Genomic DNA, 25,063 nt, shown 5'->3' with positions numbered 1-25,063 from the left:
CCGAAAGGTATACACACGTGCTTACATTCTCTGATTTCTCGCTGCCCGCTGAAGTTCTTCGCGAACTGACGCGGCAAGGGCTGACCAGCCCGTTCCCCATTCAGCAGGCGTCACTTCCCGACACCCTCGCTGGCAAGGACGTCCTGGGGCGGGGTCGCACCGGCTCCGGTAAGACGCTCGCGTTCTCGCTGCCCATCGTCACGCGCCTGATCGAGGGCGTGGCTCTGCGCTCCGGTGCAGGCGCCGCTGGCCGTCGTTCGAGCCGCCCTCGCGCCCTCGTCCTGTGCCCGACTCGCGAGCTGGCGAACCAGATCAACGCGACCATCGAGCCGTTGGCTAAGGCGGTCGGCTTGAACACGACCACGATCTTCGGTGGCGTCGCCCAGAGCCGGCAGGTATCCGCCCTGCGCGCGGGTGTCGACATCGTCATCGCCTGCCCCGGCCGGCTCGAAGATCTGCTCGGCCAGCGCGCACTCACGCTCGACGGCATCGAGATCACCGTCCTCGACGAGGCCGATCACATGGCCGACCTCGGCTTCCTCCCGGGCGTCAAGCGCATCATGGACCGGACTCCGCGGCGTGGGCAGCGGATGCTGTTCTCCGCCACGCTCGACAACGGGGTGGACCAACTCGTGAAGCGCTACCTGCACAATCCCGTCACGCACTCCGTCGACAGTGCGGAGTCGCCCGTGACCGCGATGGAGCACCACATCTTCACCGTTCGCGACGCGGCCGAGAAGAAGGAACTCGTCCAGGAGCTCGCCTCCGGTGTGAACCGCCGAGTACTGTTCACGCGGACGAAGCACCAGGCGAAGAAGCTCGCCAAGCAGCTGACGGCGGCGGGAATCCCCGCGGTGGACCTGCACGGCAACCTCAGCCAGAATGCGCGCGAGCGGAACCTTGAGGCGTTCTCGTCGGGGACGACCAAGGTACTCGTCGCGACGGACATCGCCGCGCGCGGAATCCATGTGGACGAGGTCGACCTCGTCGTGCACGTCGATCCGCCCGCCGAGCATAAGGCGTACCTGCACCGCTCCGGGCGCACGGCTCGCGCCGGGCACGGCGGTTCCGTCGTGACGCTGGTGCTCCCAGAGCAGCGGGACGATGTCCGCTCACTGACGCGCGCCGCCAAGATTTCCGCCAAGCCGGTGGCCGTCGCGCCGGGCGACCGCGTCGTCACCGACCTCGTCGGAGAGCGTGCCGCGTATGTGGCGCCGACCGCGCCCAGCGCGGCTGTGCCGGCTGCCCGGAAGCCCGGTTCAACCGGCGGCGGACGCGGTGGTAGCCGTGGTGGCGTGGCTGGTCGTGGTGCTGCTGGTGGTTCCGGTGGCCGTGGCCAGCGTCGCGGTGGCGCGGGCGGTTCCGAGCGGCTCGACCAGCGCGCCGGAGGCTCGGACCAGCGACGGGGCGGAGCCCCTGCTCGCTCCGGTGGGTCGCGTGGACGAGGGGCTCGTCCGAACGCTGCTCGCTCACGCTAAGCGTTCTGGTATCAACTGAGGCCGCGTCGCACAATGTGCGACACGGCCTCAGTTGTCTCTGCTCGAACGTTTCGTCTGCTCGAATCCCGCGCGGGTGGCAGGCTCAGCGGCGCCCGAACTGCGCGGACACCGGGCAATCGAACGGATCGCGCGCGGCGAGGCCGACTCGGTTGAGGTAGCGGATGACTATGCCGTAGGAACGCCACAGCGTCGTCTCGGTGTAGGGAACGTTGTTGGCCTGGCAGAACTCGCGCACGATCACGCGGGTCTTGGCCAGGTGCGGGCGCGCCATGCTGGGGAACAGGTGATGCTCGACCTGGTAGTTGAGACCCCCGAGGAGCCAGGTGGCCCACCAGCCACCGCTAATGTTGCGGGACGTGCGCACCTGCTTCGAGAAGAACTCGAGTTTGGCCGTCGGCGCGATGATGGGCATGCCCTTGTGGTTGGGAGCAAAGCTTGCGCCCATGTAGACGCCGAACACGGCGAGTTGGACGCCCAGGAAAGCGAACGCGAGCCCTAGGGGCAGGAACCAGAAGATCGGTCCCAGGACCAGGATGAACCGCGCGGCGATCATGGCCAACTCGCTCCAACGGCCCTTCACATTGGGTTCCACGAGCAGATGCTTGAGGCCCTGCACGTGCAGGTTGAGGCCCTCAAGCGTGAGGAGCGGGAAGAAGAGCCAGCCCTGACGCTGCACGATGAAGCGCACGAATCCTCGCGCGTTCGCGGCGTCTGCCTCGGTGAACCGGATGGTGTCAGAGGCGATATCGGGATCTTTCCCGACCTTGTTGGGGTTGCCGTGGTGGCGCGAGTGCTTCGAATCCCACCACGAGTAGCTGACGCCGACAATAGAGGCGAGAACTCGTGCAAGTTTGTCGTTGCGGGGGCCAGCGTTGAGTATCTGCCGGTGCGCCGCCTCATGGGCGAGGAAAGCTGTCTGCGTGAAGCAGACGCCGAGCGCCGCGGCTATGAGTAGTTGAAGCCAGGAGTGGCCCAGCAGGGCGAATCCGGCTATGCAGCCCGCGAAGGCTATGGCGATGCCCGCTGCTACTGCGATGTAGAACCACGGGGCGCGCCGAGTGAGGCCGGCATCGCGCACGGTCGCGGCGATCATCATGTAGGCGCGCGCGTGCTGCGGGAAGGATGTGGAATCGACGTAAACCTGACCGGTCGATGCTGGAATGGTCGGCTCGATTGATGGTGCGGTCAGGTTGGTGATGGCCGTCGCCTTTCAAGAGGGACAAGAGATCCGGCTGATGATGCACGTCGGGGCGAGGAACGCTCGCGCGTCCTCGCCCCGACGTGAACAGAGAATCCAGAACTCAGATGGCCTGGATGTTGGAGGCCTGGAGGCCCTTGGGTCCCTGCGTGGTCTCGAACTCAACGCGCTGGTTCTCTTCGAGGTTGCGGTGGCCCTGGCCGAGGATGGCGCTGTAGTGGGCGAAAACGTCGGCCGAGCCGTCATCAGGTGCGATGAATCCGAAGCCCTTGTCGGCGTTGAACCACTTCACGGTGCCAGTAATCATGTTCATTCCTTCGTGTTGCTGATCGCGGTTTGCGATCGATTTCCGCGACAGCGTTTTCTTCGCGGAGGGATTTTGGGGTGGCTCTGTCAGTCTGCGGCCCTCACGCCGATCATGGGAAAGGCGCGGGAGGGATCTCGTGGACGTGGGTGCAAGGCACTCGGTTCGTGAGTGCTGACTGTCTGAGGCCGGTAGGGTGCGAGGCCCGTGGCGCTCGCGGTTCGTCGCGGTTCTTACGTTCCGGGACGGGTGAGACGTAGAACGTCCTTGTGAATCGAGCGGCTTGCTGACAGCTTCGAGTTGCGCAGTCATTCAAAACTGACGTGCCGGCGTGAACCTTAAAGCAAACTCGTGTCTTGAAGACGTCCACAGTTTAGTGATGCAACAGGGACGTGTTCGTAACTGTACGCGGGTATTGCCCGTAACACAATCGGTAGGGACGCTTTGCTGGGACTTGGGCTGCTTTTTGCCGGGCATACTGCGGCGTTGTCATCCCCACGCGAAGGAGCCGATACGTGGTGCAGCGGCATCATTCCACCGTTGGTAGGCGACGAGTGCTATCGCCCCAGACGATAATCTGGGTGCATGGGTGCATGGGTGCATGGGTGCATGGGTGCATGGGTGCATGGGTGCATGGGTGCATGGGTGCATGGGTGCATGGGTGCATGGGTGCATGGGTGCATGGGTGAAGGTGTTCAGAGCGAACTGGGGAACTTCGATCGGGTACTAGACATTCTGAGCGCGTTTAGCGGGCATGGACTGGGACCCGAAGATCTGGCGGGTCCGCCAGTGGACGAATGCGCGCGTGAAGCAGGCGCGATTGCCCGGCATCTCCTCAATGACGGCGCTATCAGCATCGCTCACGTTGATGCGATCTGGCAGCGCTCATTCGATACATCGTTGACTGCGATCGTGGGAACGGAGGTGGTGAATCGGCTGATCGGTCGGTTGAATTGCGCAGACGCCGGCGTGGACCGGATGTGAGCGTTGCGGGATCGGACTTCACGCGGCTCTACGGCCGGTGGCGACCGAGCTTGCGGAGTCTGTCATGTGGCGGGTCGCGAGCGAATGCTGAATTGTCTCTAGTCGGTTCACGAGATCTGAAAACGACGAAGCGAAGATACCCGGAAAAGGGATCGCCGTGGTCAAACAAGTGGACCTTCCCAAGCGATTCTCAAACAAGCGCCCGGCGCTAAAAGCCCTGATTCGCCGTGTTCTCAGGGGCTACGAGGGGCGTGGACCACGCGATCGGGCCTCGGAGAGGCGCGATACGCGGGGTCCAGTGGCGAAGAATCCGGCGACGTCTCAAACAAGATTGGACCTTGAGCGGCGGGTGGAGCTGGTCGCGGACTACGACTCGGGGATGCCGGTTCGCGCGATCGCCGCGAAGTACGGCGTCCATCGCGGCACGATCCCGACGTACGCGCTCCGGGCGGGCGCGTCGCTCAGGACTCCTGGGCTGAGCGACGAACGCCGCGCCCGCGCGGTCGCCCTCTACTCCGACGGGTTGACGCTGCAGGAGGTCGCCGACCGGCTTGCCGTTGATCCCAAGACGGTACGGAACGCCGTAGTCGCCGAGGGTGGCGGTCCACGGCCCCGAGGAAGAAGGCCAGTCAGCTCGAAGGAGTAGATCATCGACGCGACACGCCGAAAGCGCTATTGAGCGTTCTATGCATGCTTCTAAAGCTTGACTGCTAGGCTGGAGCTATCACCTAGCGTTAGGAAAGTCGATGAACGAGCTGCCCGAGCCCTCTCCGTGGTTCACCGATCACTTCGGGGAGTACAGCCAGAGCGTGATGCTCGCGCTTGCGAAGGCAGGTCGCGCAGCTCACGAGCGTTCGCTCGACGCCAAGGCGGGAAGTCAGCTCACCTCGAACGAAGCGTACGGGTCGTTCTGGGTGATCTTGCCCGAGGAGGTGGCGGCGCACTTGGCGTTCCTGCCAGGGCGCGAGGTTATCCGGCCGACAGGCAGCCGCTACGACCTGGTCGTCTTCGCGGGCACCCTGGTCTTTCCGGCCAAGTGCGGACGCGGCTCGTCGGGGGCTGATCGGATCAAACTGGGACACTCTGACTTCCGTCGTCGGGTGCTCTCACTCGAAGACGGAGCTGGTCGCACTATGCAGGAACAATTGGAGTTCGACTTCGGCTTGGAGGGCGACCTCGATGCTGCTGTGAAGGACGGCTCCTTCGGTTCGGCCACGCGGGTCTCGCTTGTGGCCTACGACGTCTCCGCTCGTGGCGGGCTTCAGCACGTCTATGTCGGCGAGGCGACCCTTGATTCCTCCGGGCTTGTGACCTGGCACTATCGCGAGGAACTGCCGCTGCTCCTGCTCGATGGTGAAGGAGTTGCCCTGATCGGTCTCGGCGAGCCTTCCGCTACCCGATTCGATGACGCGCCGCTTCCCGAGAATGACCTGACGTTGCGCGCACCTGGCGAACTGCCGAGCACCGACGTCGACACCGGGGCGCCGGCCGAGACAGGAACTGAAGGCATGACAGATGATCTCCCGTGATTCGGGCAAGCCGTCCGCGCCCCTTAGCGATCAAGACATCGCCAAGACCTTCGACGGTGACCGCTTGCGACAAGCTCGGCAACTTGCTTTGCGCACGAAGCAGAGCCTCGCAGAACCGCTGGGTGTCTCGGCCGCTGCGATCGGACAGTACGAATTCGGCGCCACCCCGCCCCGCGCAGAACTAATCTCGCTCCTGGCTCGGGAGCTTGATGTCCCTCGCGAGTTCTTCGCAGCGGGCCGACCGCTTGCTCGACTGGAAACCGCGGATGCATTCTTCCGAAGCCTTCGCTCTACAACAGCGAAGCAACGAGCCAAAGCGGTTTCCTACACCGAACAACTGTGGGAACTGGTGCATGCGGTCGAGAAGCACGTTCGCCTACCTCCCGTGAACCTTCCCGGTTTCGTCGGGGGCGAGATTGAACCTGGCGCATTCCCCAACGACCCGATTGCTGCAGCACGGGCGCTGCGCAAGGCATGGGGTCTAGGCACAGAGCCGATCCCCCATCTCGTGCGCACCATCGAGAACCAGGGCATCGTCGTAGTTCTGGTGCCCTTCGCTGAGGACGAAGTTGCCCGCATTGACGCCTTCTCCACACTGTCGCTGTCGCGGCCAATCATCGTCCTGTCGCCCGACCGCGCGAACGACATCTACCGGCACCGCTTTACCGCGGCACATGAGCTTGGACATCTAGTAATGCACGGCGAGCTCGCCGGTGGTGACCCTGCGTTGGAGCGAGAGGCGGACCGTTTCGCCGCAGAGTTCCTAACCCCCAGCTTGGTCATCCACGACCTTCTTCCTCGACGGATCGACTTCCGCAAGTTGAACCAGATAAGTGAACAGTGGGGGCTATCAATCAAGTCTCTGATCTACAGATGTAGAGAGGTCGGCCTGCTGTCCGACGCCACCGCCCGCCGCGCTTACATTCGCCTGAACCAGCTGTCGGAGCAGGGTGTGATCGCAACCCAGCCCGTATACCAGTTCCCCGGCGAAGTTCCTTCGCTCCTTCGACGGGCTGTCGAACTGGCTGAGGCGAACGGCGTCACGACTACCTCGTTGGCTCAGGAACTCGCTTGGAAGCCAGCCCAGGTGCGCCGCATGCTCGGCGACGCGGACGAGCGACCAACCTTGCGACTCGTTCGATGAAGCTATTCCCGCCCAACCATCCATTGACGCCTGACAGGGTCAGGCCCACCCCGCCCACAGCACCGAAGAGGAAACAATGAGTTATCGAAACAAGACCTACGTTGCGTTCGCCAGCGAGGACATCGGCAAGTACCGTCTGATGGAAGCTTGGAGAGAAAACGCCAACATCGACTTCGACTTCTACGACGCACACGACCTCTATATCTCGCGGGACACGAGCAAGCCAGAGACGATCAAGCGAAACCTGCGCGAGCGGATGAAGAACGCTAAGCAGGTCGTGCTTCTCGGCAGTAGCAGCGGGAAGAAAAAGGGTGGCGACGGTGCATCGTTCCTTGCCCACGAGGTCAAGGTCATGCTGGAGTTCAACCTGCCGGTGGTCGTCGCGAACCTCGACGGCGATCGCACAGTCGACAGGAACTTCATACCCGCACCGCTGTTGAACGCGGACTACTACACGGTTTCTGTCTCGTTCCAACCGAAGATCATCAAGCACGCACTCGACAACTACGCTCCCCAGTTCGCAGCTAGCAGCAAGTCGGGACCTCACCAGTACTCGTCTGAGACCTATGCGACGCTCGGACTATAGATGAGCGACCTCGCACACGACCTGCGCACCTGGCGCTTCTGGCGCTGGTTTCTTATTCAGACCTTCTCGTCCGTTGGAGTTCTTGCGGTCCTTCTTGAACTTACCAACTTCATCTTCGGGAGTATTCCGATCCAGGGGTGGCCGCTCGCCATCACCATCGCCGTCATCTCGATCGCATACGGGCTCATTCGTGCTTGGCCGCGCCCCATCAAGCAGGAGTACAACTCACCCAACACGGCGATTGAGATTGTGAAGGGTGACCTGTTCGGGCAAGAGTGCAACATCGTGGTCGGCACCTGCGACACATTCGATACTGCGGTCCCCAACATCATCGCGAAGGGCAGTGTTCAAGGTCAGGCACTCGAACGCCTGTACGGTGGCGATACGGTTCAACTGGACCGCGAGCTCGTCGCGGCGCTACAAGGTAAGGCGGTCGAAGCGACGATTCAGAAGTCGGGGAAGATGGAGAAGTACGGCGTGGGCACCGTCGCAACGCTTCGCAACGGTGCTCATCGTCTCTACTTCCTGGCGTACAGCGAGATGAACGAAGACAACGAGGCACAGAGCACGCCGGACGGGATCTGGCGGAGCCTCGCAACATTGTGGGAGGAGGTCTCTCGGACGGCCAACGGAACCGCAGTAGCCATCCCGGTCATCGGCGGAGGACAGTCCCGGCTATCTCAGGTCATGCCGGCGCAGGACTCGATCCGCTTCATTGTGATGTCCTTCATGTTCGCCTCACGTACGAAGAAGGTCTGCGATCAACTACGAATATTGGTGCATCCGAGAGAGTTCGATCGCCTGGACAGGCTCGAGCTCCAAGCCTTCTTGTCATCGATGAGGCCGTCGTGAGTGAGTCAGCTATTCGGCTTCCAGACGCGCAGGCGTGCGCGTTCTGCGCTTACCTTGAAGGAAGTCGACCGTTCACCTTTGTGACCAAGAACACGTTGACAGCGGTTATGGTCACGCAGGAACAGCGAGGGAAACCTCACCTTCTCGTCATCCCTACCAGGCACAGAGAGACCATTCTCGACTTGACAGATGATGAGTGTGCGGCGCTGATGGTCGAGGTAAGGAACGCAGCGAAGGCTATTGACGCCGCTTACCAGCGTCCAGGCATCTCCGTTTGGCAGAACAACGGTGAGACTGCAAGCCAGTCGATCAGGCACGTTCACTTCCATGTCGCAGGAACTCTAGACTCTGGCGGCACCGAATGGGGTCCCGTGGAAGAGCTCCCGCTCGCCGAGACAGAACTCATTGCCAAGCAAGTTCGAGCCCACTGGCCGGCATCGTCGACGCCACGCTGACCGGACGAAATCACTAGGGAAGTGTCATTCTCCTGATGTCTGGCAATGCAGTGTCTCGTGTCGCCGTTCGAAGCTATGGCGTGGGCGAAGGGCTGATGATGTTGACATTCACAGGAGCTGGAGCATCGTCCAGGGGAACCGCCCAAGATACAGTGTGAGCGATTGCGAGCAGCGTTAGTCCGACTAGCGCGATTAAGAAGCCGTCACGGAAGACCGTGACCATCGCGCGGCGGGTCCTCGATGTCGTATGCACCGCCAGAACATACTGACGAAGCTCTTCTCGGCGGGCATCATGAAGGTGGACGAACTCTTCTACCTGAACCACTCCAAGGACTTTGTTCGATACCGCAACACCGGCAAAAACCAGAACTGCCACGACGACAATGAGAACTCCAAGCGACCAGATTACGAGCAAGCTGGTGGAGCTGGTGGCAACGGCCCAGAGTCGCTCGAAGGCGGCAGTGCTCAGTCCGATGGCCGCAATGATTGCTGTGAGTGCAAATTCTGCGCGACGTCGAACCGCCTCGATGCCCGCCGATTCGCTTTTCAATCGCTCGTCATAGGACGAACGTGCTAAGTCAAGGTTCCGTTTGGGGCACTGGTCTATCCACCTTGTTTCAGGTGTCGCTTCTTTCGGCATCCACACTTTCCTGCCAGCGAAGAGACCCAGCGCCGTACTAGCAACCATGCGAACTTCAGCGAATGCAAGTCTTGCCTTGTCGCGAAAAGTCTGCTTACTCATGTGGCCGCCACGAGTAGATCTGCGAGGGCGTCAGTGACCGCTTTACCCATTCGCTCCGGAAGAAAGAGCCACTGGCCCGACGGGTTCACGTCGAGAAGGAACACCTCGCCATCAGGCGTTTGGACCCAGTCTTGGCTCGAGTATCCAAGTCCGAGATCAGCCGCAATTGTCAGTGCCCCTGTGGGCGCTGTTGAGCTCCCGTCATGGGCTTCTGTGAATGCAGAATGATTGCATGATCGTCGCCGCCAATCAGCGGGAGCAGTTGAGTCAACATCTAGCGTTGCCGCCCAGCTACGATCGCCGACGGTGACAACGCGAAGATGCTTAGCGGCCGGTATCCGTTCCTGGACAATGAACGGCGCTGCGTTCAGTGCGCTAAAGCGAGTATCTGCAGGCATCATGGGCTCGGCGTAGACCGTCATTGTTTCACCGTCCTGGATGAACTGGCCCGTACCGACAGGCTTAACGATCACCTCGTTCGAGAAGGAAGTTGCGACTGCGTCGCTACTCGTCGTTACGAGGGTTCTCGGGTATGGAATACCGAGTCTGACTGCGGCCTTCCATTGCCAGAGCTTCGATTCAGCTCGACGCAGCACCGCAGGGCCTGTTATCCAACTGACCTTCGAGTCATCCAGAAGCCATGAGTACGCCGAATGCCAAGTGCCAAGCTCCAAAGCTCTCAGCGAGCCTGCTTCGATGCCAAGGCCCCAGTCTGCCCGGTGAAGACGTCGTAACCACCCAGATCGCCCATCGGTGAGGTCGTTCCAGGCACCATCAACTTTCACGGCATAATGTTCATCGCTTATTGAAAGACCGCCGCTCATGACTGACTCAAGATCGAAGATCAGTGGGCGATATCCGCGTCTTATGAGGGAATTCTCGACAGCAGTGATGTGAGGATCGTCACGTTCTCCGATGAGGATGGGAGCTCTGGAGTTCAACGAGGCCCGACGCAATTCAGGAGGAGTTGCGTAACTGCCTCATCGGTATCTGACGATTCAATCGTCTCTGTGATCGTCGATGTCCCACGGACACCATCGACAACGCTCTGCGGGTAGCTTGCTAGCTCGGCAAACAAGGACGTGGAGGATTCTCTTGTCTGCATTAGTGCTCCATCCGAGAGATCACTATCGGGGAAAACCCGTACCCGTGATCAGATGTCTCGATTGTGTGCGTGAGTGTTGACGGCTGTGGACGGGGCCTGGGTTCGGGCTCGTTGCGCTGCATGTCCACGGCAAGCAGACCGAACAACGACGTGGATGTGTTCATAGGGCTCCAATGGTGGATACGACAGGGAACTCTTGAATCTTACCGTCGGAGGTCGACAACGCTGCAGTGAAGATGTGGGAGTTCTCCTGGATCACAGTGACGTCTGCGACACGAAGTGAGTCGGGCCGGTCAGGCCATTAGCTCGGCCGACCCGGTCTTTGTTCTTCGTTCGGCGCGGGCGGATATTTCTTCCCGCAGATGTGCGCGGCCCAGCAGGATCATGCTGACCGGCCCTATGACGATGAACTTCATCATGTTCCACAAGCACGGGAGGACGAGCAGGTTGAGCCAGCCGGGGCCTCCGTCTGAGATGAGGGTGGTGAAGGTGCTCGCGGCCAGCAGGTACGGCACGGCGAGCAGCATCGCGACCCCGACACCGGCGAGATCACCGAGAACGATCAACCAGACGGACCCCCGCACCCGATCAACTGGAACCTCCTCACCGCCGACGCCGCCGAAGAAGAATGGCTCGCCCTGAACAAATGGGTCCACTGGCTGCGCCGCACCTACGGGCTGCCCGTCGCCGTCATCCCCCCGTTCTGGCACCGCCACCCCGAACTCGTCTGGGAACTGTCCGCCCTGCACCTGCACTGGCTGTGCGCGTACGACCCCGAAGCCAAAGGCACCGCACCCCTCGCCTGGCACCACGAGTTCACCGAAGCCCGAGAACGACTCCGCGACTGGACCGCTGCCTGCGGCACTCTCCTGAACACCGACCGTCCCACCCGCCAGATCGCCTGGCCCGGCGAAAAAGCCATCGAACCAGTATAGGACATCACCATCCCGAACCGGGAAGAAGACTTCGTCGCCTACATGCACGCCGACGTCCAAGCGCGGCGTGCCGAGGATCAGTTCATCGCAGGTCTCGTGCTGAGCACGGGAGAAGTGCCATGAGCAGGAGAGAAAGGCGGCGCGGTGAGGATCGACGCTTCGCCGTTGAAGCGGTGCCGCGCAACCAGTCTGACCTGCACAAGCTCGCGCAAGTGTTCCTCGGCATGACCATCAGCAGAGCGCAGGCCGCCGAGGATGCCGCGCCGGATGCTGATGATCCTGGGCGTTCTGAGCCCGACCACGTAGAATAGAACCCGACGCCACGGTCTTCCTAGGCCGGGTGCGCAGTCTCTTTGCCCTTGTGGCTTACCCCGGTTCATACCCGGCGGACGTGTTTCCCGTTTACGAGTCGCACCGCGTGACGCTTCGTCGTCGCGTTGGCTCCCACCCCTTCGGTGAGAGGAAACACGACTCATGACTCTGGCGCCACCGGCACCACCAACCAGCCTCGACCGATTCGGCGAGACCACCACCCTCGCCGTCTCCTATCTGCGCGTCTCCACCAACGAGCAGGCAGAGCGCGGCGGCCGCGATGAGGGATTCTCCATCCCCGCGCAACGTGACGCGAACCTCCGCAAAGCCCGCGATCTGAACGCGATCGTGGTGGAGGAGTTCATCGACGCGGGTGAGTCCGCGCGCAAGGCCGACAGGCCCGAGCTGATGCGAATGATCGAGTACGTCAAGACCCACAAGGTTGCGTACTGCATCGTCCACAAGGTCGACCGGCTCGCCCGTAACCGCGCCGACGATGTGGCGATCCACCTCGCGCTCAAAGACTCCGGCGTGATCCTGGTGTCTGCGACAGAGAACATCGATGAGACTCCGTCGGGGATGCTGTTGCACGGCATCATGTCCACGATCGCGGAGTTCTACTCCCCTAACCTCGCCAACGAGGTCGCCAAAGGCATGACGCAGAAAGCCTCCTCCGGTGGCACCGTCGGCCGTGCACCGATCGGGTATCTCAACGTCCACAAGCGTGACGAGCTCGGACGCGACGTTCCCACCGTGATCCCTGACCCGGATCGCGCGGCGCTGGTGCGGTGGGCGTTCGAGGCGTACGCCACCGGCAACTACTCGACTTCGATGCTGCATAGCGAGCTGATCGACCGTGGCCTCACGAGCGTGCCGACCCCGAAGCGTCCAGCGAAAGCACCGGGACTATCCACGATCCAGCAGATGCTCTCCAACCCGTACTACAAGGGCGACGTGATCTTCCGTGGCGCACGCTACGACGGGCTCCACGAACCGCTCGTGAGCGCGGAACTCTGGTACCGGGTTCAGAACGTTCTCACCGCGCACCAGGTCTCCGGGGAGAAAACCCAAACCCACGAGCACTACCTGAAAGGGTCCGTGTACTGCGGCGACTGCGGCTCCCGGCTCATGGTCACTCACGCGAAGAACGGCAAGGGCATCGTCTACCCGTACTTCATGTGCGCCGGGCGGCACTCCAAGCGCACGAACTGTGTCCGTCAGGCCATGCCGATCGAGCCCATCGAACGGCAGGTCGAGGACTACTACCGGCGCGTGCAGATACCCGAGCACATCGTCACCGCGCTCAGGCAGATGCTCGTGCGCCAGTTCGATGACCTCCACACTGCGAACAAAGCCGCACGGCACACCCTTGCCGCCGAGCGCGACAAGCTCCGCGACGAACGACGCAGCCTGCTCCACGCGCATCACGCCGGAGCCGTCCCGCTCGACCTGCTCAAGGAAGAACAGGACCGCATCGCCAGGCGGCTCGTGTTCCTCGATGCACAGATCGACGCGGGACAGATCGAGTACGACCAGGCCAAGGCGCACCTCGAAGACTGCCTCACCCTGGCCGGTGACATGCACGCGATCTACATGAGCATTGACGACTCAATCCGACGCATCTGCAACCAAGCATTCTTCGAGCGCATCCACGTCTACGAGATCGAAAACGTCGACACTGTGAGGGCTCCCGGCGAGCCGTTCGATGCGCTACTCGCCCCGAACCTCCACGCGGCAGCGCTGGCCTACGACGCCAGCGTGCGCGCGGGAGAGGATGTCAAACCTGCGGACGTGCAAGTTTGAACATCGACTATTGGGTGGCATCTTTGCGAAACTCGCTGACCTGCATGGACGCGGGCCCGATTTGTAGCTGAGTCCATGAAAGTCGCGCGCTGAGTCCTTGGGGTCAGTCCGACGCACTGCGCCGACTACCTTGATCGCGCGCTTCTGCACTGCCCTCAAGTTCGTTGTTGAGTTCGACAGCTAGGCGATGGTCAGGGATTCCCACCGCCGACCAAGGGGTGGGTATGAGTCGATCATCTGCCTCATAGGAAGCGAACGAATCTGACAGAATCGCGCGCCAAGGCTGGTCCGGTGACGCTTTGAGCTGGAGGCGTTCGCCGCCTAGTTGACCGCGCCTCATCTTTGGCTCCAGCAGTGCGTGATTGGCAATGGTCGTTTCTGGGCAATAGAGCATGAGTGGGCCGAGTTCCAGGGAAATCCCACCGACAGAAACCTGAGATGTGATGCCCGACACCCGAAGCCCTGCGCCACCGTTGAGTTGTTTCCAAATCCCCTTGTTCTCCTTCGAAGGGAGATCACTAGTGAATGTTCCGTTGAACTGGAACCATTGGGGCATAAGCACACACTGGCCGTCAAGAAGGAGCCGGACGATTCGCGCGACCAACCTATCCTCGCCGGTGAAGGTGGTCGGCATCCGTTTGGCGCCGTGCACTGAGCGCTCAATGTGCTCTAAGTCTTCGGCATATTGAATCGCTTCGAACAGCGTACTCAAGTCTGCCTGGTCCATCGTTGAGGCGAGGGCCGGGCTGAGATTGGACACTAGATGAGTCCCGTTCACCACAAGACTGATTTTTGTTGCGGGGTCGAGCAACTTCTCGAAGAGATTGAGCGCTGGTGCTGCGTCACGAATCAACTGTCCAACGAGGTTGACTTCAGCTCGAATGTCTGGGCTTGCACCTGGGCCAAGTGGGACGGACACCGTGAGATGGAGTGCACCATACAAATCTAGTTCGACGGTTGTTCCAAAGGGTCCGCTGTCGAAGTGTTCGATCTGCGCGTCAAACTGCACGGCTTCGCCGTCGATCCGTGCGAACTCCAATGACGCTTGCAGGTGAGGCTGAGGCGCTTTGGCCCGCACGACCCTCACCATTGTTTCGCCATCAATGTCGAGGAAGTCTGGCCCGCTCAACTTCTGGGTGATAGCCGGAAACTCAAAGGTGCCGCTTTTGCCGAGGCCCAAGCCGGAGCGATAAGCCTCTCGCTCGGCGTCGGTTGCTGCACTTTCGTCTAGCGAGATTGAAGCTTGGATCGGGCTCGCAACGAATGAGTCTTCACGCTTTGGAACGCACTCGATGAACCTCTCAGAACCTGAACTGCTGGTTCGCACGCCCCAGTATGGATCGGTGACAGCAAAGACCTCTTCGACGGCCGCGATCCGTTTCACTAGTCCTTCCGTAGTGTCTGGAATCGCGCCGTCCAGCCCGAGTTCACTGAGAGTCGCCTTGAGTTGACCGCCCTGTAAGGACTTGAGAATACTCGGATGGCTGGAGACCAAGTGGTTGAGTTCTACTTGGTCCATGATCTGAATCTCAGGGGTTCCAATGGAACCGTTCAGCGACTGGATGAACTCTCGTTCGTTGAGTGTGACCTTACATGGCACCACCAGCACCCACCGCTGTGGCGAATACTTGAGCGCAGCCGCAAAAGACTCTCGAATCTGCCTCTTCCGCGACTCCTTCGATGCCCGAAAAATGCCCTCGTGGAAGTACTTGTACTGGTAGATAGTGGTAAATCCCAGCGGTCCTCGTGCGATAAAGTCAATCCCTCTATCGCCGCCGCGACCATCGGGCGAGTACGCCTGTGATGGGGAAAGGTCGTGGTGTTCGGTCCGTAGAATCAGATCGACGTATCGGTCGAAGTCCTTCTGCCCAAGGCGGTCCCACTCTGGAAGTCCGAGCCGCGTTGTCACAGTTCGTGCCTATCCTTTCCTGGGCGTTGGGAGTCGGGGCGCTCGTTGGCTGAGTATTGGTTTGAAGGGGTCAGACCGGCACAACCGCGCCGTTCAGGGCTTTCGCCCCGGCACTTGCCGCCGACTTGGTTCCGTTCTTGGACACGATGACCACGCCTCGGGCTACGGCCACGTATCCGCCGTAGGGGAAGGCCGCGGGCACGTAATCGAGCCACTTGATCTGTTGAGCCTCGGACTTGAACGTGATGACGTTGACGCGCTTGCCTTTGAGGTCGCAGACCAGGCTCGACTTTGTCATGGCTGAACTGCCCCTCTTAATGCGCAGATTCTTGCACTTGATGGACTTCGCAACCGTGGTCGCGGTCTTGCCGTAGCCGGTCGTTGCTGCTTGAGCTGGCACGGCTGTGAGGCCGGTGAACGCGAGTGCGGCGATGACTGCGGCAATGAGGGTCTTCTTGAGGTGCATGGCTATCTCCGATTGATCTTGGGGGGCATCGCGATCAGGGGCTGAGACCGCGAGGTTGGTGCCGTGCGCGCCGAGCGCCTACTCCATCGGTTTGACGTGGGATTCGATGAAGGCGATCTCGTCGTCGTCGAGTTTGTACTTCGCGTAGAGCTGCTGGTCGATCTGCGGGATTGACACCGACCAGTCGATGTCGGATGCGTTGGCGAAGTCCTGGAGCGGGACGTACTTCCAGGTGCGCGCCGGGTTGTCTTGGGTGATCTTGAGGACCCCGAGTAGCGCACGCGCGAACTTGGTCTTCACGTAATTGAGGCATGCTTCGGCCTCTACTTCGTCAGTAAAGTTCCCGATGGTGATGAACGACTGCGTTACTGCCTGGGCAGGGCCAAGCACGTGAGGCGAAGCAAGCGCTTCTCCGAACTGGCCTGACCCGTTAGCTTTGGAAAGCACCACCTTGTACGCGCTGAAACTGGCGGGGCCAGAAATGTAGTCACTGCGAATCCAGCGGGCCACGCGCTTGTTTTTGATGAGGCCGAGGACCTTCACATAATGGTGTGCGTCGGCCGGGTGCTCCACGTGAAAAAGGAAGGAGAGCTGTTCGAAAGTGTTCGTGCTGATCCGGTACTGTGCGTCGCTCGACATCAGAGCTGTCGCCTGGGGGACTTCGTCGTGCATTGTTTGGGTGTAGGCGTATGCGCGACCGCTAGACACATGTGGGCTGATCGAGGCGCTCTTCGTATCGAGAACCTTGTGCAGAACATCGTTGAGCTCGGGGTACTTGGTGAACGTGCCGACGGGTTCCCCGGCGCGGGCGGCATCGCGGTAGGTGACCGCAATGCCTCCTTTGATGTCCGTGCCCGGAAACAACTCGTCACTGTTGGCGACGTAGTGTGCCACACTCAGGTGCGGATCGCTCAGCATCTTCTCGTTCCATGCCTTGGGTGTGAACCCAGCGTTGAACAGGAAGCGCGCCGGGGTGATGAGGACCGCCTTGGTGCCAACTTCGTAGGCGGCGTCCATGAACCGGTGATAGATAGGCGTATCGCGGGTGCCCTCTCCCTGCGCTTCCTCCTGGTAGGGAGGATTTCCGATGACTACATCAAACTTCCTATTCACGACTCGTTCCCTTCGGTCAGCATGGCATCGACTACTTGCTGGCGTTCTGCCGCGCTCATGGCGGCGAGGTTCCCTACCCGGAAATGTTCGGACTCTTCCATCCATGCCTTGCGTGCGGCGACGCCACCGGAGACGGCTTCGATGGTGATGCGGTGCAACAGCTTGTTGTGGCTCATCTCGAAAATCTGCTTGGTCAGGATGTGACGTAGGCGCTCGTCCTGTTCCGGGATTTGTTCCGCAAGCCCGGCATCGAGTCGGCGTACCAGCTCCATCAAGAACAGCCCAGCAGTGGAGAACAGGTCCGCGAACGTCTTATCAGAATCGGTGAAGATGCCGGGGTTTTCGGCCTCAAGCGTGTCCACCATCATCTTCACCACGGGTTGCGGCGTGAACACGAGAGAGGTCTTCTGCTGTGGAATGTAGGCGAAAATGTCCTCGGTCTGAGTCTTGTCAAAGTAGTTCGCCAGCGCTTCCTTCTTGTCCAAGAACTCCTGAATCGACTGGTCGAACACCGCCTCATCGAACAGGCCGGGGATCTTCACGACGGTGCCGTCATCCTCGGTGACATCTTGGCCGTCGCGCAGGATTCGGAACTCGTCCTCAGTGATCCCGGTGATCTCCTCGAACACGTCGTCGGGGGTGTAATCATCCAGGTTCGCCAGGCGAATGTCCCGGTTGCCGTAAGCCATCAGGAACATCGGGATGGTGCGGGCGAACCCGCGCAGGTGCGAGCGCGCATCCTCCATAGCGCCATCGGCGCGCTTCTGTTCCTTCTTCGTCTCCTCGCGGGTAACGACCTCCGGCACGATGGAATCCAAGCTGGCTTCGACTATCGCGTTGATGTTCGCTGTAAACGCCGCCCTGTGTTCGACCTGCTTGGCCTCGACTACAGCCGCTTCGGCCTGCGTAGCAGCGGCCGCACGCTCATCGGCAAGGTGTTGGGTGGCGATGGCATTGTCAACGTAAGCGCGTTCGACCTGCGCCCTCACTGCCTGTTCTGTGCGTTTCTCATCACGCTCCACCTGCTTGACCGTGAGGCCATATTCGGCCTTCAGTTCGTCTCGCTTGGCACGTGCCTGCTCCGTGACGGCTTTAGCGATACTGGCCGCAGCGACATGCGCCGGAGTGTCAGGCTCGATAACTGGGATGTCCTCGACTGACCACACCGGTTTGCCCAGTTCAGCCACCTTCGGGTTGATGACCGTATCCGCATCGACAGACACGTTGCCGTCGCTATCAACAATCGGGGCGGGTTCCGGCATGTCGATGGTTTGGCCGGTCTTGAGCTTGCCCTGGTGCGCGGTGGGCAGTTTATCGAGGATTTGCTTCACGTGCTCCGAGTAACGGAAGATACCCCCAACACCTGCGAACAACAAGTTCGACAGGAAACCGCGCCGCACCACTTCACGGGCCTTGAACACCTGCGGGAAGGTGAGGACCTGCGCGGCATCCAGTTCGACCATGCGCCCTTCCGAGTCCTCGCCAATGACCGGGAAGAAGTTCAACAGGCGTCGAATGTTCTCCTGACGGACCCCCTGGTCGCCGGACGGGTTCGGATTCAGGTTGTTGGCGAACTTATCGAAGACCGTCAGGGTGCGTTCGGGTGCGAAGTCGAAGATATAGGCGTTCTTCTTCTGGTACACCGTGCCGGCGCGTTCGAATGTGCACGGGTTCTGCGCCCGGAATGCGGCCTGCATGTACAAAGCGGGCGACGTGATATTGGACAGCATGATGACCGCAGTCCATTCGGGGATGGTGACCCCGGTGGTCAGTTGGCCGACGGACAGGGTGATGGTCTTCCCGCCAGTGATTTCAGCCTTGGCTATCGCGCCGCGAACGGCGTCCAACGATTTGCCGGTGACTGCCAGGTCTGCGTCAGCGCCACGTCCATCGCCCGCAGCGAGGACGACCGAATAGTCCTTGAAGACGGGATGCTTTTTCAGCATTCGTTCTAGTGCTTTGGCGGACGCAACGCGGTCTAGGAGCCAGAACGAGTGCCGAATCTCGTCCCGCAACGCGGGGGTTGAGAACGGGTACTTCTCGTTGGTCGTCAAGCAATCAAGGAACTTGGCTACCTCGTCCTCGTGTTCGAAGAACCCATTGTCTTTGGTGCGGAAGAACTCACCCAAGTCAAAGGTGTAGTCGATGTTGGCGGAATCCTCGTCAATGGCAACGCCGACGGCGAGTTGGTCGGTGACCATCCGAGAAACCTGGTAGGTGAGCAGGTTCAGCGTCGGCAGCGCCTCATAGGGGTTCTCGGTAGCGTCATCGTCCCAGGTGTCGCGCGCGGTCTGTTCGTCCTCGTACGTCCAGTTGAAGATTTGGTCGTCGCCAAACTTTCCCGAGGCGAGCGCCTTGAACGGTGTGCCCGACAGGTGCAACGTGTGGGTGCGTTTGATGTGGTCGAACGCTACATCGGTTTTGGTCGTATCGACGCCCTCGTGGGCTTCGTCAATGACCAGGAGGTCCCAGTCGAAGTCGGCAATGTGCTTCAACTTTGGCAGGCTTCCCCCGAAGTACTGGGACCCTTTGAGGTCCTGGAGGGATAGGAACTCAACGATTCGGGGACGGCTGTCTAGATGCTCACCGGAGAATGATCGCCACTGAGCGCGCGTCATCGGTGTGCGGGACGCCAGCGATGGTGATTCGGAAACGAACTTAAAGGTGGTCTGGTGGCCGATGTATCGAACGAAGTCATCGAACCATGAGTTGGCGATAGCCGGGCGGTTCGTGACGACCAGCACCCGCTGTGCGCCCAGGGTGCGCATCAGGTCGTAGGTGGTCAGGGTTTTGCCGAACCGGGGCTTAGCGTTCCATAGGACTTCCGTGTGCCCGGCATCGAATGCGGCGATTGCTTGGTCCACCGCAGCTCGCTGCTCTGGACGCAGCGTGTAGTCGTCCTGCCCGTCTGCTTGGAAATCCGAGTAATCCTGCCCAGCGAAGGTGTTGAAGTAGTCGATGGAAGTCTTCGGTGCGCCAGCAAAATGATGCCACTCGGTGCGTTCCGGTTTGAGCTCGCGTTCCACACCCATCTGGCGCAGATAGGCGTGAAAGTCCGTGTCCTTGAACCTGCCACCAGCCTCAGAGGTGAATACCGCACGCCGGACCCAGAGCTTTTCCTTCGTCACTGAGAGCTGCGACGCTTGTTGTGCGATGCGAATGTCCGCAGATTCCTGTTCGGTGTAACCGATCTTCTCCCAGCCGTCGTACTTAGGGATGTCCGGAGTTCGCCACGAGTAGATCAGTGGCGTAATCACCTTGTATGTGCTGATGCGAGGGCTAGGCATCGGTCCTCACTTCCTTGTGGACGTGCTCAATGCGGCAGGGCTTGTAACTGGCGTACATGGTGAAATCGAACGCGTCTTCGTCACGCAACGACGCCAAGGAGAACGGTTCTCGATGAACCGTACCAGGGATGTTGAGTACGCGATTCCACCAGGAGAACTGGATCGGAGCGCCGCTGAAATCTTGGCCGGTCAGCGTGTTGCCGGCGATGATGTTCGCGCTAATGAGGTAGGCGGCTGACTGGTAGAGGTTGGTGCGGCGGGTGCAACTCGTACCATTCGCTTCGTGAAAGGCCACGAACTCTGTAAGGAGTGCCGACTGGGCGGCTTGGTGGTTGTCGGTGAGTAGCTCGACACCGTAAATGGAAGCGAGCGCAAACAATGACTCCGTGGGCCAGAACTCGCTTTGGTATCGGCGCTTGATGGCAACGAGTTTCCGCTGGAGGATCGCGACCAAGAAGTTCCCGTCACCGGCGGCAGGCTCAAAGAACGTCTTGTCCACAAAGTTCGGGCCAGTCTCCAACTCGGGCCGAACCAGGTCAAGCATCTGATCAACCATCCGGCGCGGGGTGAACACCTCCCCGTACGCCTTGACTCGATCACGGGACTTCACCAGGCGCTCAGGTGCCGGATGGCCCTGTTCGCCACGGGCTGGCGAGTGCGGCAGCTCGGCGGCGGTGCGAACGGTCATGGATCTTCTTCGATTGGTGGAGGGTTGCTCTGAACCAGAAAGTCTACTCAACGTGCGTCCGTGCTCTCGGTCGTAACGCGCTGTGGATTGCAGACTCGACTGCCACTGATTGCGGGTTCCAGATGCTCACACCTCTATCTATGCCAAAACTCACCGACAACTGGCGTTGAACCGTGCACTTCGATAAGAAATCAGCGGTGGCCGTCCGTACTCAAGTCGCTACTGATCGCTGCGACGCGGCTCACGATGCGCACTTAATGGACTTTGCTCTGCTGTCTCTGCTAGGAGCGCGGCTAAGTCGAATGATTCACTTGTGAGCGCAGATGGGTTCGTCTCCAAGCTGTCGATGAGCTGAGCTACTTGGGTCGGAGGAAGTTGGGCGAGAGTGCCCTCCAACTCTACAATCTGCTCGTCCTCGACGATGTTGGCGTTGGCCACTATCCGAAGTTGCTCGTCACTGAATGCCTTCGCCACCAACGCCATGAGATAACGGGCTTGGGCCTCCGAACTGCTCATGTTGCGGCGGTACTCTTGCGAGGCAACGGCGAGGTCGTTCGACGGTAAGGTCGAAGGGTTTTCGACAGACTCATGCACGCGATTCGGCATCTCATTAGGTTCGCGCTGCACGGTTGCCCGCTTCTGTTCGCGACGAGCCTGACGCTCGGTCTTCCGAAGGCTTCGGGCATCAAGTTTGGACTGGATCGTTGGGCTGATCTTTTCCTGCCAGAGCCGCTGAACGTGCGGCTTCGCTTTCACATACGCGACGGCCGCCAGAACGACGACCGCCTTAAGGATGAGTTCGGCCTGCTCTTGCTGATCTTGCTCTCGACGGCGATCCTCTGCTTCCGTTTCGGCCGCTGACTGGGCGGCGTAGTGCGGATCGCCGTAGTCGGAATCGTAGTCTTCCTCCGGTTGATCGTCGTCCGGGATGAATCGAGCGTTCCCCCTCAATTTCCCGTCCCCGTCGTAGAGGTTCTGGTGGAAGCCACCTTCCTTCTTCCTGCCAGGGGTCAGATCATCGTCGTCGTATTCGTAGGTACCGTGGATTCTCGCCAATGCGGTCACCGCCTCTCTTCCCCCGAGATTACCGGCACCCTTCGACGCATCAGGGTAATTCGAGTACTCCTGGTGCACCGGGGGTCGACCTGAATTGCGAGAAAGCCAATGTGGCACGTTCAAGATTAATGACCCTCAAGAGGTTCTCGTCGTAACGCGGGGTAGGGGTCTGCGATCTGGAGGAGGGACATGCGGGTGCGTCCGCGAAGGACTACCCAGAGGGCGTCTCGGGTAGTGGTGCCGCGATTGGCCCCCCAAGTGGCAAGCGTCATCGGCCGACGCCCGTCCCATCCCATCCCATCACGGCCTGGTCAAACGAGTGGGCCCCGTGGGGCTCGAACCCACGACCTACGGATTAAAAGAGCCTCCCAAGCGGTGTAGCGCCACGTAGCGTGGTGTGATCCCGCGTAGCGTTTGTGCAGGCCAGAAAGCATTTAGGGGATCGAAGGTCAAGGATTGGTGTAGCGCCGTGGAGCGGCAAATAGCGTTCGGCTGCTGCAATTTTGCTGCACGTGCAGCACGGTGGTGAAGTCGATCTTCAGATTCTGGGGGACTCGCAGTACTATCAGGTGCCAGCAGGATCAATGGCACCCGTGTTCAGTGCGGGCTGAGACAAGTGGGATGGGCTATGGCGCCGCATGCTCGTGGTGAAGTGAATGAAGTTCCAGTGCACAGTGTGCTCTTGGACACGCGTAACGCGCGGCACGAGCCGGTCCAAACGCAACCCGAGACGATAGCTTCTCTGCTCGGCGATCCTGCTATCGCTCGCTCGATCGTTGCGCTCGCCGAAGACATCTGCGAGTACGGCATTGATCCATCGAGCCTGCCAATACTTGAACCGAAGGGGAAGGGTTGGCGAGTCCTTGAAGGCAACCGGCGGTTCACGGTACTTAAGTGCCTGGCGAATCCAGATCTGATCGTTGAGAGCGCGCTGGTGGACGAGAAGACTGCCAAACGTCTCCGTAAGAAGTTCACGGATCTGGCGAAGAAAAATCCTGCACCCACCAAGGTCGCAGCGGTTATTACGGAAGACCGGGAATACGCCGACCATCTGATCGAACTCAAGCACACTAACCAAGCCCAGCATCGCGGGGCTGGAACCATGACGTGGGATGCTGCCGCCAAGATTCGGCATGACCAGGAGGTCGCGTCTCGTAGTACCAGAAGGCCGCGCGGGTCATCCCCTCAAGCACGGAGAGCCAGTGGGGTTCTCGATCTCCTGGCGAGCATCGCCTCGGGCAACGCGAACCTGAGCGCGCTCATTGCCAATGCTCGTAAGCATGGGTTGACCACGTTGGGTCGTCTGCTTGGCAAGCCTGAGCACCAGGAAAGACTGGGTGTCCGAATTGACAAGGCTCGGGATTATTTCGTAGAGAAGCTTGTAAGCGACGAGGCTTTGCTCCGTGCGTTCACGAAGGTCTTAGGTCAACTCGGCAGCGAGCATCTGAATAGCCGCGTCATCAATACGAATGCGAACCTCGAGGGGTACCTCAACAGGATTTCGTCGGATCTTCCTGCGCCGGGGGACTATCTGACTTCAGATAGCGACTCTGATGAAGACAGCCCTGTTGATGATGAGCCAGGTAGCCCAGGTGAGCCGGACCGCGATACATCCGGTGGAGGCGATCACCCCAATCCTGACGGCGACCCGGAGCCAGATCCGAAGCCAAAGCCGCGTCCGAAGCCGGACATCACACAGCCTTTTGCTGGTCTGCATCTACATACTGCCGGTACTAAGACTCAGCAGGTTCTAGCGGAGTTGCAGGCGCTGCGGATTGATCGCCAGCCGTACTCGTGCGTTGTCATGACCCGCGTTTTCATCGAGCTTTTTGTCGGGGAAGTCTTGAATTCGCTGAAGGGTCTGGGTGAACCTGTGACTCATGCGCTGAAGAAAGAGGATCTTGGGCCACGTGTCGCTCGTTGCTTGGAACTTCTCGAAGGGCGAGGAGTGAGTCCTCGCGCGAGAAAGTTTCCCGCGATTCATGACCACCTATCGAATGGGGCGGGCGAACTTTCAGTGGCGTACATGCACTCCTATGTCCACAGAACGGACTACTACGCAGACCGTGAAGCGGTCAGGAACCAAACAAGGCACTACCAGCCTTTCCTCGAGGCACTAGACCTGTACGTCGCGAACGCACAGAACCGAGCGGCTGGCCATCCGGCTTCAGAGTTGGAATGATAGTGAGGTGACGAGTTCCGAAACCGTGAGCCGCCCCGGACGTGGCATGTATACGCCATTGCGTTACCCAGGGGGGAAACGTCGACTAGCGCCATACATCGCGAATCTGATCGCGGCGCAAGATCGTCCGGCAACGACATACGCTGAACCGTTCGCTGGCGGAGCGGGAGCGGCGTTGAAGTTGCTCGTCGATGAGCGTGTAGATCGGATCTGCATCAACGATCTCCACACCGGTATCGCTTCGTTCTGGAAGTCTGTCTTTGGCCAGACAGATAGATTCTCGTCAGCTATTGAATCGTGCGTGGTTACGGTCGACGAATGGCACCGACAGCGAGCTATCTACCTTGATCCACAAGATCACGACGAGTTCACTGTGGGTTTCGCAACTTTCTTCCTCAACCGTACAAATCGTTCGGGCATCCTTAACGCCAGGCCCATCGGGGGATTGAACCAGAACGGGAATTGGAAGATCGATGCTCGTTTTAACAAGCCAGAACTTGCAGGCCGTGTTCGGTTCTTAGGCGGCTACCGCCATCGTGTGACAGTCACGCAGATGGACGCGCGAGCATTCCTGGAGTCGCTTGAGCCTGAGTCTGATTCGACCTTCGTTTACGTGGATCCCCCCTACGTCGTGCAGGGAGACGACCTGTATCTGGACCGGCTGACGTTGGATGATCACCAGGAGTTGGCAGATCAGTTGAAGGCTTCGACCCTCACATGGTTCATGACCTACGACGCGAACGACGTCATCGCGAACGATCTCTATGAGGGGGTCCGGTGTGCGACATTCAACATCTCGCACACTGCCCAACATCAACATATCGGTTCCGAATACGCACTATTCAGTGAGGACATGGTAGTCCCGGGACTCGATATTCTCCCCAACGATCTTTCCCGCTGGGTCACCGTCTGAT

The 25,063-nt window shown here is 60.2% G+C and carries 23 protein-coding genes; 12 read left to right on the top strand and 11 right to left on the bottom strand.

Annotated features, from left to right (window positions below):
* Positions 1-17: 17 nt before the first annotated feature.
* Complete coding sequence (locus tag FB461_RS09815; protein ID WP_142121603.1) at positions 18-1,478, top strand: DEAD/DEAH box helicase; 1,461 nt, start codon at positions 18-20, stop codon at positions 1,476-1,478.
* Between the two features lie 103 nt (positions 1,479-1,581).
* Here FB461_RS09815 and FB461_RS09810 read toward each other — a convergent pair whose 3' ends face one another.
* Positions 1,582-2,595: a fatty acid desaturase family protein gene (locus FB461_RS09810; RefSeq protein WP_142121601.1), complete on the bottom strand. Its 1,014-nt coding sequence runs from the start codon at positions 2,593-2,595 to the stop codon at positions 1,582-1,584.
* A gap of 205 nt (positions 2,596-2,800) precedes the next feature.
* Positions 2,801-3,004 carry a cold-shock protein gene (locus FB461_RS09805; protein WP_142121598.1) on the bottom strand — a complete coding sequence of 68 codons (204 nt, stop codon included), beginning with the start codon at positions 3,002-3,004 and terminating at the stop codon, positions 2,801-2,803.
* 678 nt (positions 3,005-3,682) lie between these two features.
* Here FB461_RS09805 and FB461_RS09800 point away from each other — a divergent pair.
* The 7 genes from FB461_RS09800 to FB461_RS09770 all read left to right on the top strand — a co-directional run bounded on the left by FB461_RS09800 (position 3,683) and on the right by FB461_RS09770 (position 8,551).
* The gene (locus tag FB461_RS09800; protein WP_170222689.1) at positions 3,683-3,985 is read left to right on the top strand and encodes a hypothetical protein; all 303 of its coding nucleotides are present in this window, start codon (positions 3,683-3,685) and stop codon (positions 3,983-3,985) included.
* Positions 3,986-4,334: 349 nt separating this feature from the next.
* Positions 4,335-4,631: a helix-turn-helix domain-containing protein gene (locus tag FB461_RS09795; protein ID WP_211349892.1), complete on the top strand. Its 297-nt coding sequence runs from the start codon at positions 4,335-4,337 to the stop codon at positions 4,629-4,631.
* Positions 4,632-4,731: 100 nt separating this feature from the next.
* A complete protein-coding gene (locus tag FB461_RS09790; protein ID WP_142121592.1) occupies positions 4,732-5,514 on the top strand; it encodes a hypothetical protein in 783 nt (260 codons plus the stop codon).
* Entirely contained in the window at positions 5,501-6,658 is a 1,158-nt protein-coding gene (locus tag FB461_RS09785; protein WP_211349891.1) for an XRE family transcriptional regulator, read from the top strand. Before FB461_RS09790 ends, FB461_RS09785 begins: the two co-directional genes overlap by 14 nt.
* A 76-nt stretch (positions 6,659-6,734) precedes the next feature.
* Positions 6,735-7,244, top strand: a complete 510-nt coding sequence (locus FB461_RS09780; protein WP_142121590.1) for a TIR domain-containing protein — start codon at positions 6,735-6,737, stop codon at positions 7,242-7,244.
* The gene (locus FB461_RS09775; RefSeq protein ID WP_142121588.1) at positions 7,245-8,096 is read left to right on the top strand and encodes a macro domain-containing protein; all 852 of its coding nucleotides are present in this window, start codon (positions 7,245-7,247) and stop codon (positions 8,094-8,096) included.
* Complete coding sequence (locus FB461_RS09770; protein ID WP_142121586.1) at positions 8,093-8,551, top strand: HIT family protein; 459 nt, start codon at positions 8,093-8,095, stop codon at positions 8,549-8,551. Before FB461_RS09775 ends, FB461_RS09770 begins: the two co-directional genes overlap by 4 nt.
* Positions 8,552-8,624: 73 nt before the next feature.
* Here the strand turns inward: FB461_RS09770 and FB461_RS09765 are convergent, their stop codons facing one another.
* The 3 genes from FB461_RS09765 to FB461_RS12520 form a co-directional block, all read right to left on the bottom strand.
* Complete coding sequence (locus tag FB461_RS09765) at positions 8,625-9,293, bottom strand: hypothetical protein (RefSeq protein ID WP_142121584.1); 669 nt, start codon at positions 9,291-9,293, stop codon at positions 8,625-8,627.
* Positions 9,290-10,117, bottom strand: a complete 828-nt coding sequence (locus tag FB461_RS12165; RefSeq protein WP_142121582.1) for an ATP-grasp domain-containing protein — start codon at positions 10,115-10,117, stop codon at positions 9,290-9,292. The genes FB461_RS09765 and FB461_RS12165 overlap by 4 nt, the downstream gene beginning before the upstream one ends.
* A gap of 574 nt (positions 10,118-10,691) precedes the next feature.
* The gene (locus FB461_RS12520; RefSeq protein ID WP_170222701.1) at positions 10,692-11,381 is read right to left on the bottom strand and encodes a hypothetical protein; all 690 of its coding nucleotides are present in this window, start codon (positions 11,379-11,381) and stop codon (positions 10,692-10,694) included.
* A 71-nt stretch (positions 11,382-11,452) separates the two neighbouring features.
* On the opposite strand from FB461_RS12520, the gene FB461_RS09750 reads away from it, so the two are divergent.
* Together FB461_RS09750 and FB461_RS09745 are read left to right on the top strand one after the other, a co-directional pair.
* Complete coding sequence (locus tag FB461_RS09750) at positions 11,453-11,644, top strand: hypothetical protein (RefSeq protein ID WP_142121580.1); 192 nt, start codon at positions 11,453-11,455, stop codon at positions 11,642-11,644.
* Positions 11,645-11,807: 163 nt separating this feature from the next.
* Positions 11,808-13,448: a recombinase family protein gene (locus FB461_RS09745; RefSeq protein WP_142121579.1), complete on the top strand. Its 1,641-nt coding sequence runs from the start codon at positions 11,808-11,810 to the stop codon at positions 13,446-13,448.
* 103 nt (positions 13,449-13,551) lie between these two features.
* Here the strand turns inward: FB461_RS09745 and FB461_RS09740 are convergent, their stop codons facing one another.
* From FB461_RS09740 to FB461_RS09715, 6 genes are all read right to left on the bottom strand, one after another.
* A complete protein-coding gene (locus FB461_RS09740) occupies positions 13,552-15,357 on the bottom strand; it encodes a restriction endonuclease (RefSeq protein ID WP_142121578.1) in 1,806 nt (601 codons plus the stop codon).
* A 70-nt stretch (positions 15,358-15,427) separates the two neighbouring features.
* The gene (locus FB461_RS09735) at positions 15,428-15,823 is read right to left on the bottom strand and encodes a hypothetical protein (protein ID WP_142121577.1); all 396 of its coding nucleotides are present in this window, start codon (positions 15,821-15,823) and stop codon (positions 15,428-15,430) included.
* 78 nt (positions 15,824-15,901) lie between these two features.
* A complete protein-coding gene (locus FB461_RS09730) occupies positions 15,902-16,936 on the bottom strand; it encodes an Eco57I restriction-modification methylase domain-containing protein (protein WP_142121576.1) in 1,035 nt (344 codons plus the stop codon).
* Entirely contained in the window at positions 16,933-20,223 is a 3,291-nt protein-coding gene (locus tag FB461_RS09725) for a DEAD/DEAH box helicase (protein WP_142121575.1), read from the bottom strand. Before FB461_RS09725 ends, FB461_RS09730 begins: the two co-directional genes overlap by 4 nt.
* Entirely contained in the window at positions 20,216-20,911 is a 696-nt protein-coding gene (locus FB461_RS09720; RefSeq protein ID WP_142121573.1) for a DNA methyltransferase family protein, read from the bottom strand. Before FB461_RS09720 ends, FB461_RS09725 begins: the two co-directional genes overlap by 8 nt.
* A 219-nt stretch (positions 20,912-21,130) precedes the next feature.
* Positions 21,131-21,976: a hypothetical protein gene (locus FB461_RS09715; protein WP_142121571.1), complete on the bottom strand. Its 846-nt coding sequence runs from the start codon at positions 21,974-21,976 to the stop codon at positions 21,131-21,133.
* A gap of 673 nt (positions 21,977-22,649) precedes the next feature.
* Between FB461_RS09715 and FB461_RS09710 the strand changes: the two genes are divergently transcribed.
* Positions 22,650-24,149, top strand: a complete 1,500-nt coding sequence (locus FB461_RS09710) for a hypothetical protein (protein ID WP_142121569.1) — start codon at positions 22,650-22,652, stop codon at positions 24,147-24,149.
* Positions 24,150-24,156: 7 nt separating this feature from the next.
* Positions 24,157-25,062 carry a DNA adenine methylase gene (locus tag FB461_RS09705; RefSeq protein ID WP_246046194.1) on the top strand — a complete coding sequence of 302 codons (906 nt, stop codon included), beginning with the start codon at positions 24,157-24,159 and terminating at the stop codon, positions 25,060-25,062.
* Position 25,063: the final 1 nt, after the last annotated feature.

It is taken from the genome of Rarobacter faecitabidus (assembly GCF_006716265.1).
Classification (GTDB): Bacteria; Actinomycetota; Actinomycetes; order Actinomycetales; family Cellulomonadaceae; genus Rarobacter; species Rarobacter faecitabidus.
This window is presented reverse-complemented; position numbering and strand designations above follow the sequence as displayed.

Coding starts and splice junctions, on each gene's coding strand:
- FB461_RS09810 (WP_142121601.1), bottom strand. CDS start 2,595: ATGATGATCGCCGCGACCGTGCGCGATGCCGGCCTCACTCGGCGCGCC.
- FB461_RS09805 (WP_142121598.1), bottom strand. CDS start 3,004: ATGATTACTGGCACCGTGAAGTGGTTCAACGCCGACAAGGGCTTCGGA.
- FB461_RS09800 (WP_170222689.1), top strand. CDS start 3,683: ATGGGTGAAGGTGTTCAGAGCGAACTGGGGAACTTCGATCGGGTACTA.
- FB461_RS09790 (WP_142121592.1), top strand. CDS start 4,732: ATGAACGAGCTGCCCGAGCCCTCTCCGTGGTTCACCGATCACTTCGGG.
- FB461_RS09785 (WP_211349891.1), top strand. CDS start 5,501: ATGATCTCCCGTGATTCGGGCAAGCCGTCCGCGCCCCTTAGCGATCAA.
- FB461_RS09780 (WP_142121590.1), top strand. CDS start 6,735: ATGAGTTATCGAAACAAGACCTACGTTGCGTTCGCCAGCGAGGACATC.
- FB461_RS09775 (WP_142121588.1), top strand. CDS start 7,245: ATGAGCGACCTCGCACACGACCTGCGCACCTGGCGCTTCTGGCGCTGG.
- FB461_RS09765 (WP_142121584.1), bottom strand. CDS start 9,293: ATGAGTAAGCAGACTTTTCGCGACAAGGCAAGACTTGCATTCGCTGAA.
- FB461_RS12165 (WP_142121582.1), bottom strand. CDS start 10,117: ATGAGCGGCGGTCTTTCAATAAGCGATGAACATTATGCCGTGAAAGTT.
- FB461_RS09750 (WP_142121580.1), top strand. CDS start 11,453: ATGAGCAGGAGAGAAAGGCGGCGCGGTGAGGATCGACGCTTCGCCGTT.
- FB461_RS09745 (WP_142121579.1), top strand. CDS start 11,808: ATGACTCTGGCGCCACCGGCACCACCAACCAGCCTCGACCGATTCGGC.
- FB461_RS09735 (WP_142121577.1), bottom strand. CDS start 15,823: ATGCACCTCAAGAAGACCCTCATTGCCGCAGTCATCGCCGCACTCGCG.
- FB461_RS09725 (WP_142121575.1), bottom strand. CDS start 20,223: ATGCCTAGCCCTCGCATCAGCACATACAAGGTGATTACGCCACTGATC.
- FB461_RS09720 (WP_142121573.1), bottom strand. CDS start 20,911: ATGACCGTTCGCACCGCCGCCGAGCTGCCGCACTCGCCAGCCCGTGGC.